Origin of the sequence: Chryseobacterium tongliaonense (genome assembly GCF_041224435.1) — a bacterium.
GTDB lineage: Bacteria > Bacteroidota > Bacteroidia > Flavobacteriales > Weeksellaceae > Chryseobacterium > Chryseobacterium tongliaoense.
The window spans coordinates 227,761-243,752 of the sequence record NZ_JBGFFD010000006.1 but is presented as its reverse complement, the minus strand read 5'-3'; the positions used below and the strand labels follow the sequence as shown (position 1 = coordinate 243,752).

Genomic DNA, 15,992 nt, shown 5'->3' with positions numbered 1-15,992 from the left:
ATCTTTAAAAATCGACATCTTCATTAGTGATCTTCACAAGATATTCAATTCCGTCGATGGCTTTTAATATGATTTGGTTCCGAAGGATATTGGCTGTATTTTCCCAGTAAGCTCTTCCGTAAAAAGAATAATTCTGCGGAACAATCTCCACCTCAACGGTACGTACAAATCCTTCTTTGGGTTTATTGCTGATCATCGTTCCTCTCTTCACCCTTACTTCTTTCAGTTCATCTTTAAGAACCATTCTGCAATAGTTTTTAACGTCTTCGAGAGAAATGATTTTATCTCTTGTCGTCAAAGCATATTTATAAGCCTGAATACTGTCTGTCCCTTTTTGTTCTTCTGCGCCACCGATCGTTTCGGTAAGAAGTATCAGCGATTGTGATTTCAATTGATTGGAAAGTTCAGTTCCCGGACGCATATGATTGGCTAAGGTACAATGGGTAACCCAGAAAGAAGCATAGGTATGATCTGTTTTTTCAACAGGTTCCATGATGACATAATTCAGTTCCTGCTTAATATTTCTCTTCGCATTATTCACTTTCTGCACCATGGTCTTCATCTTATCAGACATCTCACTCAGAACACCTTTTACATTATCCCTGTTTAAAAGGGAAAATGCGGCGATTTCGTCTCTGGTAAGTTCGAGAACGTTGGCAATCATATCCACTGCATTTCTGTTCGTAAAACGTTCCATTCCACCTTTTCTTACCGTGTACAGACCTTTCTTCAAGTTATCGGCAGGCGTGAAAGGAATTTCCGTATATCTTCTGCCTTCTCCGTCCTGAACCTCATCTACGTATAGAAAATGTTCTCCTTCATCGGTAACCAGCGGAATATTATTTCCCATGATATCCAGACTGTATTCTGTTTTTTTCCAGCCTCTGTTATAAATCGGAAAAGCATTGAGTACAAAGGAGAAGTTATCTAAAATTTCTGCCGAAAACTGTGGTGGAAACTCAAAAGTAAGCCACAGGTATTGTTTGTCTTCGATATATTTTTCAATATCTTCTCTTCCTCCGAGGAAATCAAGATTTTGTGGAAGCTTCCCAGGTTCAGAGAATAAGCTTCCTGATATTCCTGTGATTTCGATGAATTTATGGTGATAAATACTTTTAATGTCTTCAACCGTCTTTGTTCTGATAGACTGCTCACGGAACATCTGCTCATAGCCATCCGGCTGGTTATTTTTAAGATAAGTTAGACCTTCTCTTACAAATAAAGGGTTTCCGTTGCTTGTCACGGTAAGGTATGGCAATAATTTGTACACAAAATCCAGATGTTCAAATGCTGGATTTGAACAGAATATGCTTAAATATTTAGGGAAGTTTTCACTCGTATACTTGCTTACGTTAATACCAATCGTTATTTTCCTGTAGTCTTCAGGTTTTCCCTGGAATCTTGCAATGGGGATTTTATTCAGCCTGTCATCCACACTGTAACAGGTATTTCCTACAAACATTACAGAGGTCTGAACTTTATTGATCCTCACATTTCCTACAGGTGTAAAAGGGATGTTCAGCTGTTTATCCGATTCTGATTTTACCGTTGATGTCATCTGTTTTCTGAAGAAGAATTCGGTATGCTCCAGAAGTACTTCGGAAGAGTCATAAGGCTGTGTAAAAGCTATGGCATGTGACGGAACGGGATGGGTATAAAGAGACGGAGTAAGCAGTTTTGCCAGCTTTTCTAAAATGCGGGCATTTACCGTCTGTATTTCGTTATTCGCTTTAAAAATCTCTGTACTGAATGCATCAATCAATAATTTCACAAACGGATCCAGGGACTGCGGACTTTTTAATCCCCAGACTTTGGTTGCGTTTTGAAGCATTCTTGCTTTTACGGATTCTTTGGAATATATATTCTGGTCTAAATTCATAAATTCTGATTACAATTAAATATCTAGTCGATCGACATCGGGCTCAGGAATAATTCTGTAGAGAAGCCGAAACGTTCTCCCGTAGCCTCCAGCTTGGCATTGATCGCAATTCTTACTTTCTTTTTAATTTCTGTATGCTCTTTTGTATCGTAGCTGTGCTCAACAAGCTGTACGTGCGCTTCAATTTGAGGCTGTACAATTCTGGGCTCATATTCCTGTATCTGTCTTTTCAGGCTTTTAATAAAAACATTTTCCCAGACGGCACTGGTAACTCCATTATCGAATTCCAGGTTCCAAACATCGTTTCCGTAATTATCATCATATCTGTTCTCGCCTTTTTTAGTGGTTATCAGCAACATAATATTGTGGGCAATACTTTCTCCCACATCGCAGGTATCTATACTTCCGCCCTCGGACATTAATGTTGACGGCACAAAAGGCATTCTGTAATTTGGTGTGTCCATAGATCAACTTCTTTATTTTATTTCATGGTTTCTTTTGCATAAAACAAGATACCAATTTAAACATTTTCAGGAAATAATAAGTTATAGGATCACAAAAATGTTATTCAAAATTTACGGCTTTCAAACTGGTTTGAAAGCCGTAAATTATTATTTTAAAAATACAGATGTATTAAATTTTTCTTATTCTCAGAGAAACAGGTTATTGTTCATCCGTTTTTTTATTCCGATTGATGAAATAATAAACAGGAAGTCCCAATAGAACCATTACAAATCCCGGCCATGTATACTGCTGTTTGTAGATCAGAAGTAAGATACAGAACCCTGATCCGATTAATAAATAAATAACAGGAGTTATAGGATACATCCAGGTTTTATAAGGCCTTTCAAGATTCGGTTGTTTGAACCTTAAATAGATTACTCCAAAAACGGTAATCATATAAAATAAAACAATCACAAAGGAAATCATATCAAGCAGGTTTCCGTACTGGCCGCTCAAGCATAATAAGGAAGCCCAGACTCCCTGCATCCACAAGGCGTTGCCGGGTACCTCGTTTTTATTATTATCAACAGCAGATTTAAAGAACATTCCATCTTTTGCCATCGTCTGGAATACTCTTGCTCCGGCTAATATCAGTCCGTTATTACATCCGAAAGTCGAAACCATCACCAATAAGGCAATAATAATAGTTCCTGCACTTCCGAAAATATTCTGGGAAGCAGCTACCGCTACCCTGTCATTTGCTGCAAATGCAATGGAATCCCTGTCTAACGCATTCAGATAAACATAATTTACGGCTATATACAGAATCATTACGGCAGAAGTTCCGTAGATCATAGATTTTACAACATTTTTCTTCGGGTTATCAATTTCTCCCGATACAAAAGTTACGCTTTCCCAGGCTACCGAGCTGAAAACCGAACCCACCATTGCTGCTGCAATACCTCCTAATAAAGTCATCCCGCCGATCGGTTCCCAACCTTCTTTCAGGAAGTTTCCGCTAATGTCTTTTTTAAGGTTATTAAAAGATTCAAATCCTAAATTAAAATTTTCAGCCAGATGGGAAACATCCACTAAAATAAATCCTGCAGCAATCAGTCCCAGTAGTGCGATAATCTTAGATCCGGTAAAAATATTCTGTAGAAGTTTTCCACTTTCCACTCCTCTTGTATTAATATAAGTCAGTAACAAAATGATTGCAATGGCTAAAATCTGTATCCATGTAATTTTAAATTCACCACTTTGAAAAAGCGGAGCTGCATCATTTAACGAAGGAATGAGATAAGCTGTAAATTTTCCGAATGCCATCGCAACGGCAGCAATTGTCCCGGTCTGGATCACGGTAAACAATCCCCATCCGTACAGGAAACCCATCTTTTTCCCGAAAATCTCTTTCAGGTAAGTATATTGCCCGCCTGCTTTAGGAAACAGGGCAGAAAGCTCGCCATAGCTTATCGCTGCAGCAACGGTCATTATTCCCGTAATTACCCAGACAATGATAAGCCAGTACCCTGAACCGAGGTTTCTCATCATATCAGCACTTACGATAAATATCCCGCTTCCGATCATAGAGCCCATTACCAGCATAATGGCATCCCAAAGTTTTAGTTTTTTCTGCATAATTATTTTAGAGTGGTCAAATATAAACAAATATCATTTGATTTTTAATTTTGTTTAAAATTTAGAAATTGACCTGTTTTTTATCAAGTATTTATAGATTTTGGATTCAATATTTATTAGTATTTTTGGAAAAAATATTAAAAATGAAATTCAAAGCTATATTATTTGCAGTAGCAGTAAGTGCTTCTACATTGGCATTTGCACAAGAAACGAAAAAAGCTTCCCCACCGGCAGGAAACGCTATTGTTGGAGACACTTACGGAGCAGGTGTTGCTTCTTCAGCTGAATCTAAAGCCATCAGTGTTGAAAAATTAGGTAAGAAGCTTAAAAAAGATAACAAAAAGGTTGAAAATGTAGCCATCAAAGGAAAAGTGACCGATGTTTGTGAGAAAAAAGGATGCTGGCTGACGATCCAGACTGAAGATGATTCTCAGTTTTTCGTAAAAATGAAAGACTATGCATTTTTTGTACCTACCGCTCTGAAAGGGAAAAATGTAGTACTGGAGGGAAATGCTGAAAGAAAAGTAATCTCCATCGATGAGCAGAAGCATTATGCTGAGGACGCTAAAAAACCTCAGTCTGAAATTGATGCAATCAATAAGCCGAAAGAAGAAATCAGATTTGTAGCCAACGGAATTAAGGTTGTTAATTAATCAATTCTGAATACCTTATAAAACTGCCCCTGAAAATATAAACTTTCAGGAGCAGTTTGTTTTTATACATTTAATTTTTAAACGCAAAGTTTTAATGGAATATTGTAATTTTAGGAAGCAAAGAGTTGGCGATATCGCTTTATTAAGCTGCTAATTAATCTTACGTTAAAACAAAAAATTCTAATCTTCTATTTTAAAATCTACAACCGCATCCAGTTTCGGATATTTGGTAGCACAAACAAATTTCTTCCCTGTACAGTCTATTTCCAGCCAGCCTTTTCTTTTCTTCACATCTCCCACTTCCATTACAAAAGGAATAAATGATATTTCCTCTTTTCCTTCTTCTTTTATTTCCCTGTACTGAACTGCAATATCCAATATGCAATGATGGTCTGTATTCAGTTTCACATTCCTGTAGACCACATCATAATGGGTTTCCTGGTTTTCAGGGATTTCCTGATAGGTTTCCCAGCCTGTGATATCTGAGTTTAATTCGCTCATCGCTTTCAGAGCATAATACAGGGCAATCGTATAATACTTTCTCGTTCCCGTTCTGGTATAATCATCAACAAAATGTCCGCCTTCAAAAAGAATTGTAGGCATTCCGGCTTTGATGAAATTATCTCCCGTAGAGGTCGGATAAAACTCATCAGAATACCTTCCGATCTGATTGGGAATTAATTCCTTTAAATGATTATACACATCAGCAATGACAGCCATACACTTTTTCCTGTTCTCAGTAACGGTTCGTTCCACATTTTCAGAAGGTGCCAAAAAGGAGAGTGTCGCGGGATGAATACCGTCTGTAGTAAATATCGTGCGCTGTTCATGTAAGTTCAGGGCATAATCATATTTTTTAGAAGCTGCAAGATCCTTAAGAAATCTGATTTCCTTGCTCGATTCATTATGAAAATCCCGGTTAAGGTCTATATCCGCCGCATTCAGTCTAGTCCACCTTTCTGATCCGTCAGGATTTAGCATAAAGATAAAATCCAGTTTGATTTTCGTGAATATATCGTCACGCATTTCGGGAGCATTATCAAGGCTTATCAATAAATCAAGCATCGCGTGGGTAGCATTGGATTCATTTCCGTGCATCTGCGACCAGGCAAGAACATTGATGTTACCGGTTCCCATGCTCAGTTTATAAATAGGCTTATCCAAATATGATTTCCCGATCTCCTGAATGTAATCGCTGAAATTCGTCTGTAGGTAAGAAAATAATTTTTCAGGGGAAATATAGCGATTAGAGAAGTTAGGATTGGGAGAATAAATCTGTTCAAAATTCATCAGATAATAATTTACATGAGTCAAAAATAGCCATTTTCATGGAGAAAATAAAATTAACATTTGTAATCATATTAAACATTGTAAATTGACAGAATGTCTGTTAATAAAATTGTGGATTAACAATAATTCAAAGTAAATGTTATAATTAATTATAAACCAGTATTTTATAAAATACATCTAAATTATATTTTTAACTTTACTTTAAGTGAAAAAACTCGTGTTTATCCTCAAATGAGCGTAATAATCTTAAACGTGGAAAAGTATCAAGAACAAACTAATTTACACAAGTATACAATTGTAAATTGTTAATTACTCGGGAAATTTAGTTCAAAACTATGCTTCAATGCAACTTGAAATAAAAGGTGTAAGTTGTCATTAAATTGATCCGGATGAAGCATTTCACCTTATTCATAATTTAATGTTAAAATGGCTTGATAATGGTTGTTTATAGGAGTGAATATTGTTCTATTTCGATTAGATTTATTACTTTAATGTATAGAATCAGTCATTTAGCCTGTCTCCTACTCTACAATTGGAATTTTACCTATAAAAATGAATGCAAACAGGCATGAACAGGATATTTATTAAACCTATATCACTTCAAATTATTATTAGGCCATTCACCTCATCCTTTACTTTAAGTATAACTCTTAAAAAATGATTTTTGGGGATAATTTGTTTAATAAAAATGCAATTTTAATTTTATCAACAGTATAAATAGTTGTTTATCAGGTAATTTCAATCGTTTACTTTTGTATATCGGATAAGTTTCCAATTGTTTACTTTTGTATTTTGCAATTGTAAATTTTATTTTTACATTTGTAAAACAATATAAAACTTGTTTTTTATGAGTTTAAATGAAAGAATTTCAAAAGTTATAGAATATTCCAGGCTTACTCCTTCAGAGTTTGCGGATGAGATAGATGTACAACGCTCTTCCATTTCCCACATTACTTCCGGGAGGAATAAACCTTCTTTAGAGTTTATTATAAAAATAAAATCCCGTTTCCCTGAGATTCTCTGGGACTGGCTCGTTAATGGTGACGGTGAAATGCTGAAATCTGAATTACCGGAAACCGATGACATTCCTGAAAAATTAGAGGAAGAAAAAACCAAACCTACCTCACTACCGGATTTATTTACGATGATGAATACCGATGAAGATTTCGGAGCTGAGGAAAGCCCAATAATTCCTTCAAAAGAAAGTGCTGGAGAATCAGTTATACCGCAACAAAGTACAGCTGAGAAAAAAATATCCGATTCTCAGCGATTAGAAAAAAACAACGATCCAGTAATTAATCAATTCTCTGATAATCAGTCCAATAAAATAAAAAGGATTGTTTTGTTTTATGAAAACGGGAAATTTGAAAGTTTTGAACCTTAACTTAAAACTAAGCGAAGAGAAAATCTATTTTAAGTTTAATATTAAAATTCTGCAAACAATACACAATAGTTTTGTTTTTAGATTTAGGTAACTATATACAATTTTACACTCATCATTTTTTTTTCGGCGCAAAGCTTTTAAAACCCGACTGCTATATTTTTAGAAAAGCAAAAGAAAAGCAGCAAAGCTGCTATGAAACATTCTTTTGAAAATCTATTGTATAGATTAAACTTTGCTTATCTTAGATAGGTCGATCCTTAATTTTCTTTGCAATATAAAAACTATCTAAAAAAAGCCTCACCTAAAGTGAAGCTTTTATTATTTGAAATAAAACAGTTTTATTTGTTTTTTCTTCTGTCCAGTTCTTTTTTAATAAGGCCTAATTCTCTTCCGGTCTGTCCGGCAACAGAAGTATTCTCCCTTGCTCTTCTGGTAAGATACGGGACAACATCTTTTACAGGTCCGTACGGAAGATATTTAGCCACATTATAGCCTTTATCTGATAAGTAGAACGTAATGTTATCACTCATCCCGTAAAGCTGCCCGAAATACACGTGCGGGTTACCGGTTTCAAGAGATTTAGCTTTCATTTTATCCATTACAAGCTCTGAAGAGATCTCATTATGGGTTCCGAAAAATGCTGAAACTTTATCTAAATGATTCATCACAAAATCAATTCCGGCATTGTAATTTTTGTCGGTAGCCTCTTTATCAGGCTGAATCGGGTCTGCATATCCTTTTTGTTCTGCTCTGGCTCTTTCTTTTTCCATGTAGGCGCCACGAACAATTTTATATCCGATAAAGTAATTCTTCTCTCTGGCTCTCTGAAGATGCTCTTCCATATATTCCAGCCTTCCGGTTCTGTACATCTGAATGGTATTCCAGACAATAGGCTTTTCCCTGTTGTATTTCTCCATCATCTCTTCACAAAGGTGATCTGCAGCATCCTGCATCCAGGTTTCTTCGGCGTCTACCATTACTTTTTTATCATTTTCATGGCAAAGTTTACATACTTCATCAAATCTTCTTACCACTCTTTCCCATTCTTCTTTCTGGCTGGAAGTGAGTTCTGCATTTTTTCCTACAGCTTCATAAAGATCTATTCTTCCAAAAGCTGTCGGTTTAAATACAATAAAAGGAATAGCCGGATTTCCTACTGAAAATCTAACGATATCTTTAATTTCTTTGCAAACCGCATCAAAAGTTTCTTCATCTTCTTTTCCTTCAATCGAATAATCGAAAATACTGCCAACTCCTCTTTTGAAAAGCTGTTTTACTACTTTCATACTTTCTTCACGGGTTTCGCCGCCACAGAACTGCTCAAACAAAGTGTTTTTTACAATCCCCGTTACAAAAGGAAAATTATTATGAACCGTGAAATTAAGAACAGAAGTTCCCAGACTTGTAAGTGCAGGCTGTTCAATCATTTTAAACATCCAATACGCCTTTCTTAATTGGGCATCAGATTTATCTGCAAATGCAACTTTAGTATCGTTAAAAATGGGCATTCTTTTTTATTAAATTTAGTTGGGCAAAGGTAAGAATAACGAATGTCTTTTTAAAAATATTTTTATAATTTACTTTCAATTCCGTTTAAAAGCATGGCAAGAATTCCTACAAAAACCCATAATCTCAGAATATTCAAGGTAATAAATTTGCTTTTCCTCGAAGAATTTAAAAGTAAATAAATACAAAGAATCATCACAAAAAGGCCTCCTGAAAAATAATAGGCCATAAATCCTGAAATTCCTGTTTTCATAATCAGTTTCATGGAAACCGCCAGGGTAATCATCAGAAGCGAAATAATGATGGCTTTGGTTGTTTTATTATTAAAGAAATTAGGAATAGTTGTATATCCAAATGCTTTATCCACACTTTTTGTAAGCATATCTTTTACAATATCAATACATAAAAGGATCAGAAAAAGAAAGACCGCCATCAGTAAAACTTTTTTTGAAAAAGTCTCATAATAAACCATCATTCCGAAAAACGGATATAAGGTGAGGCTTACAAATGTAAGGTTATTCAGGATTAAGATGCGGCTCAGCTTATGGCTGTAAAACCACATAAAAAACTGATAAACCACAAAGAAGGCAAAAACTTTATGTGAAATGATCCAGGCAATTCCCAATGAAATAATGCTCAGAAACAGATAAACGTATAGAAAATATCTTTGTGCAATAAAGCTCTGAAGCCTCATCCTGAATGGTTTTACAATATGATCTTTTTCGAAATCATAAAACTGATTGATGATACCGCCTGCAAGAATGGTTAATACGGTACAGAAAATAATCCCGTGAACTTTGAAATCAAAGACAAATTTCCGGAAGGTCTCATCCTGATTGAACAGGAAAAATGTGGATACATACAGGGCAAATGTGAGCAGAATGGCTACAAAAAACCGTGCACCCAGTAAAAAGCCCACAAATTGTGAAAATCTGTAAAATATAGATTTAGATATAAAGTCTTTCTGTTGGAAGTTTTCTTTTTCAGAATTCATTCCCAACCCCTTTAGAATCTGTAAATTACTTCTTTATGGAAACCATCAAGCATTTTTTCAGCTTTTTCATAATCTTTGGTAAATCCCAGAATATAGCCACCACCACCGCTTCCGCAGAGTTTTAAATAATAGGCATTGGAATCGAGTCCTTTTTTCCAGATATTGAAAATACTTTCGGGAATCATCGGACGGAAATGTTCATAAGCCCAATGGGAAAGTTTTTTTAAATTTCTGAAGAATGGATTCATGTCTTTTTTAAGGAAAGAATCTATACACGCGTTGTTGTAACGGATAAATTCTTCTTTGAGGGTTTTTCGGAAACCTTCCGTCTTCATTTTTTCAAAGAAGATCTGAATCATTGGCCCTGTTTCACCCGTCATTCCAGAATCGATCAGGAAAATTGCTCCTTTTCCTTCTTCTCCCTGAGGTATTGAAACCCGGTCCAGGTTTTCTTTATTTTCGATAAGAATAGGCAGGTTCATATAGCAGATCAAAGGATCCATTCCTGAGCTTTTGCCATGAAAATAGCTTTCCATTTCACCAAAAACGGCCTTTAGTTTCTTAAGATTATCTTTTGAAATATTTTCAGGATTGAGTTTATTTACGGAATATCTCTCAAAAACTGCGGCTACCAAAGCTCCTGAGCTTCCCACTCCATATCCCTGCGGAATGTTGGAATCAAAGAAAAGTCCGTTTGATATATCATTTTTGAAACGATCAATATTCAGTTTAAAATCACCGGAAAGATTAAGATCAGCCAAAAAATCTGAATATTTGTGCAGATGCTGATTTGATTTCAATTCAAATTCAGAATCCAGATCAGAAAATTTTAAGGCTCCTTTGTAGAAGCTATATGGTACAACAAGACCCTGAGAGTCTTCTATCATCCCATATTCTCCAAACAGAATTATTTTCGCGTAAAATAGAGGGTTCGTCATTTTGACAATAAATCTTTTTGCAAATTTAAAAATTATTCCGCTGAATATAAGCAAAATTCGAGCCGAATTGTATTTTTTTTTCTTCAAAAAAAAGCCTGATATTAATACCAGGCTTTATTTAAATATGAGGAATTAATGTTTTATTAATTTCTTATTTACCGTTTGCTTATCAGTTTCTACAGAAACCACATAATTTCCGGTCTGAATTGAAGAGAGATTCACCTCAAGTTTATTTCCTTTCAGTGAAGATGATGAAAGTACAAGTCTTCCCGCTTCATCGAAAATTTTATATGATTTCAGATTTTCTACGGAAGAGATTACGATCACACTTTTAGCCGGATTTGGATAAATACGGACTGTAGTATCTTTTGTATTTGCGTCCTCAATTCCTAAAACAGCACAGGAGAAGCTGGCTTTCCAGCCGTTTTCAGTTACTCCGGGGTCAGAAACAAATTTCACCGTAATAGCTCCTGTAGCATGAGTAGAAGTGAAAGATCCCGGTAAAGTATTACCCGTTAATATGCCGTTGCTGAATAAAGGAGATGCTGTAGACGGACCATTATAAATGTACAAATAGTCATAGTCATTCTCCAAAGCCATCTCTGTAAAAGTAAGTGTCAAAGCTGCACCTGAAGCCGGGTAGAAAGTTTTCACCATATTTTCATTATTCCCATAGACTGCAGAAATTCCTCCGGTATCAGTAAATAAAGGGCCTTCACACCAATCGGCATCTGTTAAAAACACCTGTGTTCTCTGATAAGCTGCAGAACAATCTGTTCCGACAAATAGTTTGTAATAAGTAGCAGGCTGAAGGTTGGTAAAACTCAGGTTCTGGGTATTTGTATTGCCTGTTGAAACCGGTGTTCCATCCATTTTTGTCAGTTTATATTTCCATGAGGTTCCGACAGCGTCTGTAAATGTCGCATTTGCTGAATTCTGGGTGATATTATTTACACTCATCGCTGTAATCGTTGCTGTACAGGAAGTAGTGCAATTAGTTCCGAGACAAGGTCTGGCATCTACCGTATTCCTGATCAAAGCTGCAGGCTGGGGCCCAAATCCGTTACTGAAATTGATTCCTACTCCGGAAATCAAATGACAATAACTCATAATGGTTCCTTTCACCGATGTAGAAGGAATCGGACCGGTACAGCCTTCACTATAACCGGCCTGCTCACCGCATCCGTCAATAGCAGTTCCGTTTCCGTTCCATGCACATGCATGGGTGTGAGGAGAGCCTAAACTATGTCCCATTTCATGAGTCATCGCCTGGATAGTCCATGAGTATACGGGAACGTTATTATAAGTTTGGGAAATCCCCGAATAGGCATATTTATTTCCTGTACACAATGAGTTCAGATAAGCAATGCTTGTTGTAGCAGGTGCATTGACTAAATGGGCAAGGTCACCGTTAAAAACAGGCCTGTTGGTTCTGAAGCTGCTAAGGTTTCCTCCCGGGGTTCCGTTATAAGGATCCTGAGTAGTCCAGATATAAATTTCGCTCAATGCTACTCTGATCTCATCATTGTTATAAAGGGTTGCAATATTATTATGGACTGCAGTAAGCCAGTTTGTTACCGTAGTTGTATTGGAATTATTGTTCAGATAAGGCTGATAACAAATTTCATAATATACTCTTACACAATTCTGTGTCAATGTTTTACCTGTCGTCTGAGGATTGTATGATGCTTTCTGGGTCTGATTTTCTTTTAACTCATCTACTCCACAAACAAACGGATTAACTCCCGTTAATTTTGATTCCGAATAGCTTACAAAATCCTCTGAGTTTTTCACCTTTCCTAAAACAATATTTCCCAACTCCTGAGTGGAAGCAACTCCTACAATATCATCATTAAAGAAGCTAAAAGCCACCACAGAATTCTGGTCTCCTTTTACAATTCCCTGATAATAAACTCCCGGAGTATATTGTACAATCTGACCTTTATTGGTCGTCACTTTAAAATCATTTGTAAAAATCTGATTTTTATAAAGCTCAACTGTGATCTGTTTGTTTCCGTCAAAAGGAAAAGACATTTCTATAAGTTCCGGTTTGTCTTTAATAATCCTTTTAAGCTCATCCTGATTGACATTCAAAACTGTAATATCCGTTGCTGCTCTTTTATATTCAGCCGTTTTTCCTGAAGCTTTATTGACTTCAAATAAATCATATCTGACAAAGCTTTCACCTTGATCATGGTATTCTGAAATTTTTTGGGCTATCGGTTTTAAATGTTGAGAAAAACCTATAAAAAAGCATTGCAGAATGCAAAGAAGTAGAATTTTTTTTATCATTTCAATTATTTTTTTCAAATACAAATAAACAAAAAAAATCTACAATAGTGATTAAATGTTGAAATTTTTTACAACATTTAAACATTATCATTCATAAAAACCAATAACTATTAAAAATTTACTTCAATAGTTATTAATTCATTAAAAATATTAATTGATATGTTTAGTATTAAAATACAAAAAGACGTTAAAAATAACGTCTTTTTAGTTTTATAAAGTATCTTTTTCTTTCAAAGCTTTGACTTTCAGAAATCGGATCAGTATCAATCCTGCCGCGAAAAACAGGGTCATGGAGAGCGCCGCAATACGCATATTATTAAAATGCTCGATAAGCGTAGCAAAGATGAATGTTCCTATGATAATGGCTATTTTTTCCAATACATCATAGAAGCTGAAGAATGTGGTGTTCTCCATAGAATCTTCCGGTAAGAGTTTTGAATAGGTAGATCTCGACATCGCCTGAAGACCACCCATCACTAATCCTACCACTGCTGCAACACCATAAAACTGGTATTCTACCGTCGGATTTTCTTTATTCAGGAAATATGCCCATAAACAGGCAATGATCCATAATACAATGGCGATGGAAATTACGTTTTTGTTTCCTATTTTTCTGGATAATCTTGAGAATATAACAGCTCCGATAATAGCTTCAATCTGGATCACCAAAAGCGTTGCAATCAATTTATCCTGAGCCAGGTTGATTTCACTTTTCCCGAATAAGGTAGCCATCAGGAAAATAGTCTGCATTCCTACACTGTAGAAGAAAAAACTGGAAAGGAAAAATTTCAGGTTTTTATCTTTAAACAGCTCATTTCCCACTTTAAATAATTCATGGAAACTTTCCTTTGCAATGTCTTTATAAAAGCTCATATTGTCTTTAAAAACCTCAAAGAAGCCACCTTGCTCTTCATGCTTTTTAAATAAGTTTTTATAGTTCAATAAAACGAGGTCTTTAGGAAGTTTATCTTTAACATTTCCAAACTGAGGCAAATGCTTAAAGGTGTATTGTGAGAAACCAAACCACCAGGCACCGGTCAACAAGAAACTGATCCTTGTGAACAATAACTGCTGGGCAGCGCCTTTTGCAAATACCTGAATCAATACCAGACAGATCACTACCAAAACCACAGAACCAATATATCCGTAAACATATCCTTTTGCTGAAAGAGCATCCTGCTTATCACGGGTCGCAATATCCGGCAGGAATGAATTATAAAATACCAAACTTCCCCAGAACCCTACACTGGCCGTAATACTGAAAAGCAATCCCAGAAAGACGTTGTGCATTCCGGTAAACATGGCCAGTCCCATACAGGATGTAGCTCCCAGATAGCAGAAAAACTGTAGAAATGATTTTTTATTTCCGATCGTGTCAGCCAAAGATGATAAAAACGGAGACAATAAAACGACAATAAAGAATGATATCGTTAATGAATATCCGTATACTGCATCCGGCTGGTATTCTTTTCCAAAGATTTTGATTAAATGCCTTACGGGAACATCAATCCACTGTTTTGTTTCTGCCACATATTCTTTCTTCTCATAAGCTGTGGTAAGAATAGAATAATAAATTGGGAAAATAGTAGAAGTAATAACCAAAGAATATACGGAATTGGCCCAGTCATAAACCGCCCAAGCTTTCATTATCTTCGGATTATTCTTAATATTTTGTGATTGTTGATTCTCTGTTTCAGACATTTCAAATATATTAGATGCACAAAAATAGAAAAACCGCTGAATATTCAGCGGTTTTTTTTATTAATTAAAATATCTTTATTGTATATTTTCAATAACAATTGCCGAAGCACCGCCACCACCATTACAGATCGCTGCAGCACCGTATTTTGCATTGTTTTGTTTTAAAACATTGATCAGTGTAACAATGATTCTTGAGCCTGAGCTTCCAAGCGGATGTCCTAAAGCTACTGCTCCACCGTTTACATTTACTTTAGCAGCATCTAATCCTAAGATTTTGTTATTGGCTAATCCTACTACAGAGAAAGCTTCGTTGAATTCAAAGAAATCGATGTCTGTAAGTGCCAAACCTGCTTTTTTAAGGGCAATAGGTAATGCTTTTGCAGGAGATGTTGTAAAGTTTTCAGGCTCCTGAGCCGCATCAGCATAAGAAACGATTCTTGCCAATGGCTTAAGGCCCAATTCTTCCATTTTTTCTTTAGAAACCAGAATCAAAGCAGATGCACCATCGTTTAAAGTAGATGCATTCGCTGCGGTTACCGTACCTGCTTCTTTTTTGAACACAGTAGGAAGTGTTGGTAATCTGTCGAAATTTACAGCTTTATATTCTTCGTCTTCAGCAAAGATTACGGGCTCTCCTTTTCTCTGAGGAATTTCAACGGGTACTACTTCTTCAGCAAATTTCCCTTCGCTCCATGCTTTTGCAGATCTTTTATATGATTCGATAGCGAACTGATCCTGATCTTCTCTTGAAATGCTGTAGTCTGTCGCACATTTTTCTGCACAAACTCCCATATGCACTTTGTTGTAAACATCTGTAAGACCGTCTAAAACCATTCCGTCCTGCATTTTTACATCACCCAGTTTTGTAGCCAGTCTTGCATTGTAGTAATGAGGAACTGAAGACATGTTTTCCATACCTCCTGCAACGATTACTTCTGCATCTCCGGCTTTTATCGCCTGTGCAGCCATTGTTACAGCTTTCATTCCTGAAGCACACACCTTATTTACTGTAGTAGATGGTGTTTCAATAGAAAGACCTGCTCCCAATGCTACCTGACGAGCCGGCGCCTGTCCTTCTCCAGCCTGTAATACGTTCCCCATGTAAATTTCCTGAACCTTTGCGGGATCAAGACCAATTTTGTCTAATGCTCCTTTTACTGCAACAGAACCCAGTTTTGTAGCCGGAACAGTTGATAAACTTCCCATAAAACTCCCCATTGGCGTTCTTACTGCGGAAACGATAAATACTTCTTTCATTTTTATTTTTTATATT

General features: G+C 36.1%; 12 protein-coding genes. 2 read left to right on the top strand and 10 right to left on the bottom strand.

Annotated features, from left to right (window positions below; all coding sequences use genetic code 11):
* Window positions 1–4 precede the first annotated feature (4 nt).
* The 3 genes from AB8P06_RS14405 to AB8P06_RS14395 all read right to left on the bottom strand — a co-directional run bounded on the left by AB8P06_RS14405 (window position 5) and on the right by AB8P06_RS14395 (window position 3,961).
* Window positions 5–1,879 (bottom strand): type VI secretion system baseplate subunit TssF, encoded by a 1,875-nt coding sequence (locus tag AB8P06_RS14405; RefSeq protein WP_369842786.1) that lies wholly within the window; start codon window positions 1,877–1,879, stop codon window positions 5–7.
* 23 nt (window positions 1,880–1,902) lie between these two features.
* On the bottom strand, window positions 1,903–2,343 hold the full coding sequence (locus AB8P06_RS14400; RefSeq protein ID WP_369842785.1) for a GPW/gp25 family protein: 441 nt from the start codon (window positions 2,341–2,343) through the stop codon (window positions 1,903–1,905).
* A gap of 199 nt (window positions 2,344–2,542) precedes the next feature.
* Complete coding sequence (locus AB8P06_RS14395) at window positions 2,543–3,961, bottom strand: APC family permease (protein WP_369842783.1); 1,419 nt, start codon at window positions 3,959–3,961, stop codon at window positions 2,543–2,545.
* Window positions 3,962–4,104: 143 nt separating this feature from the next.
* On the opposite strand from AB8P06_RS14395, the gene AB8P06_RS14390 reads away from it, so the two are divergent.
* Window positions 4,105–4,614 (top strand): DUF4920 domain-containing protein, encoded by a 510-nt coding sequence (locus AB8P06_RS14390; RefSeq protein ID WP_369842782.1) that lies wholly within the window; start codon window positions 4,105–4,107, stop codon window positions 4,612–4,614.
* A gap of 180 nt (window positions 4,615–4,794) precedes the next feature.
* On the opposite strand, the gene AB8P06_RS14385 is transcribed toward AB8P06_RS14390, so the two are convergent.
* Window positions 4,795–5,904 carry a M14 family zinc carboxypeptidase gene (locus AB8P06_RS14385; RefSeq protein ID WP_369842781.1) on the bottom strand — a complete coding sequence of 370 codons (1,110 nt, stop codon included), beginning with the start codon at window positions 5,902–5,904 and terminating at the stop codon, window positions 4,795–4,797.
* Window positions 5,905–6,751: 847 nt separating this feature from the next.
* Here AB8P06_RS14385 and AB8P06_RS14380 point away from each other — a divergent pair.
* Complete coding sequence (locus AB8P06_RS14380; protein ID WP_369842780.1) at window positions 6,752–7,288, top strand: helix-turn-helix domain-containing protein; 537 nt, start codon at window positions 6,752–6,754, stop codon at window positions 7,286–7,288.
* A gap of 338 nt (window positions 7,289–7,626) precedes the next feature.
* On the opposite strand, the gene AB8P06_RS14375 is transcribed toward AB8P06_RS14380, so the two are convergent.
* The 6 genes from AB8P06_RS14375 to AB8P06_RS14350 all read right to left on the bottom strand — a co-directional run bounded on the left by AB8P06_RS14375 (window position 7,627) and on the right by AB8P06_RS14350 (window position 15,976).
* A complete protein-coding gene (locus tag AB8P06_RS14375) occupies window positions 7,627–8,796 on the bottom strand; it encodes a proline dehydrogenase family protein (RefSeq protein WP_369842779.1) in 1,170 nt (389 codons plus the stop codon).
* 62 nt (window positions 8,797–8,858) lie between these two features.
* Window positions 8,859–9,788, bottom strand: a complete 930-nt coding sequence (locus tag AB8P06_RS14370; RefSeq protein ID WP_369842777.1) for a UbiA family prenyltransferase — start codon at window positions 9,786–9,788, stop codon at window positions 8,859–8,861.
* An 11-nt stretch (window positions 9,789–9,799) separates the two neighbouring features.
* On the bottom strand, window positions 9,800–10,726 hold the full coding sequence (locus tag AB8P06_RS14365; protein WP_369842775.1) for a mevalonate kinase family protein: 927 nt from the start codon (window positions 10,724–10,726) through the stop codon (window positions 9,800–9,802).
* A 132-nt stretch (window positions 10,727–10,858) separates the two neighbouring features.
* Window positions 10,859–13,018 carry a T9SS type A sorting domain-containing protein gene (locus AB8P06_RS14360; protein ID WP_369842773.1) on the bottom strand — a complete coding sequence of 720 codons (2,160 nt, stop codon included), beginning with the start codon at window positions 13,016–13,018 and terminating at the stop codon, window positions 10,859–10,861.
* 210 nt (window positions 13,019–13,228) lie between these two features.
* Entirely contained in the window at window positions 13,229–14,719 is a 1,491-nt protein-coding gene (locus tag AB8P06_RS14355) for an MFS transporter (RefSeq protein WP_369842772.1), read from the bottom strand.
* 75 nt (window positions 14,720–14,794) lie between these two features.
* The gene (locus AB8P06_RS14350) at window positions 14,795–15,976 is read right to left on the bottom strand and encodes an acetyl-CoA C-acyltransferase (RefSeq protein ID WP_369842771.1); all 1,182 of its coding nucleotides are present in this window, start codon (window positions 15,974–15,976) and stop codon (window positions 14,795–14,797) included.
* Between the last annotated feature and the right edge of the window lie 16 nt (window positions 15,977–15,992).

Excerpts from the sequence above, each read along its gene's own strand:
- AB8P06_RS14405 (WP_369842786.1), bottom strand. The coding sequence starts at position 1,879 with ATGAATTTAGACCAGAATATATATTCCAAAGAATCCGTAAAAGCAAGA.
- AB8P06_RS14400 (WP_369842785.1), bottom strand. The coding sequence starts at position 2,343 with ATGGACACACCAAATTACAGAATGCCTTTTGTGCCGTCAACATTAATG.
- AB8P06_RS14395 (WP_369842783.1), bottom strand. The coding sequence starts at position 3,961 with ATGCAGAAAAAACTAAAACTTTGGGATGCCATTATGCTGGTAATGGGC.
- AB8P06_RS14390 (WP_369842782.1), top strand. The coding sequence starts at position 4,105 with ATGAAATTCAAAGCTATATTATTTGCAGTAGCAGTAAGTGCTTCTACA.
- AB8P06_RS14385 (WP_369842781.1), bottom strand. The coding sequence starts at position 5,904 with ATGAATTTTGAACAGATTTATTCTCCCAATCCTAACTTCTCTAATCGC.
- AB8P06_RS14380 (WP_369842780.1), top strand. The coding sequence starts at position 6,752 with ATGAGTTTAAATGAAAGAATTTCAAAAGTTATAGAATATTCCAGGCTT.
- AB8P06_RS14375 (WP_369842779.1), bottom strand. The coding sequence starts at position 8,796 with ATGCCCATTTTTAACGATACTAAAGTTGCATTTGCAGATAAATCTGAT.
- AB8P06_RS14370 (WP_369842777.1), bottom strand. The coding sequence starts at position 9,788 with ATGAATTCTGAAAAAGAAAACTTCCAACAGAAAGACTTTATATCTAAA.
- AB8P06_RS14365 (WP_369842775.1), bottom strand. The coding sequence starts at position 10,726 with ATGACGAACCCTCTATTTTACGCGAAAATAATTCTGTTTGGAGAATAT.
- AB8P06_RS14360 (WP_369842773.1), bottom strand. The coding sequence starts at position 13,018 with ATGATAAAAAAAATTCTACTTCTTTGCATTCTGCAATGCTTTTTTATA.
- AB8P06_RS14355 (WP_369842772.1), bottom strand. The coding sequence starts at position 14,719 with ATGTCTGAAACAGAGAATCAACAATCACAAAATATTAAGAATAATCCG.
- AB8P06_RS14350 (WP_369842771.1), bottom strand. The coding sequence starts at position 15,976 with ATGAAAGAAGTATTTATCGTTTCCGCAGTAAGAACGCCAATGGGGAGT.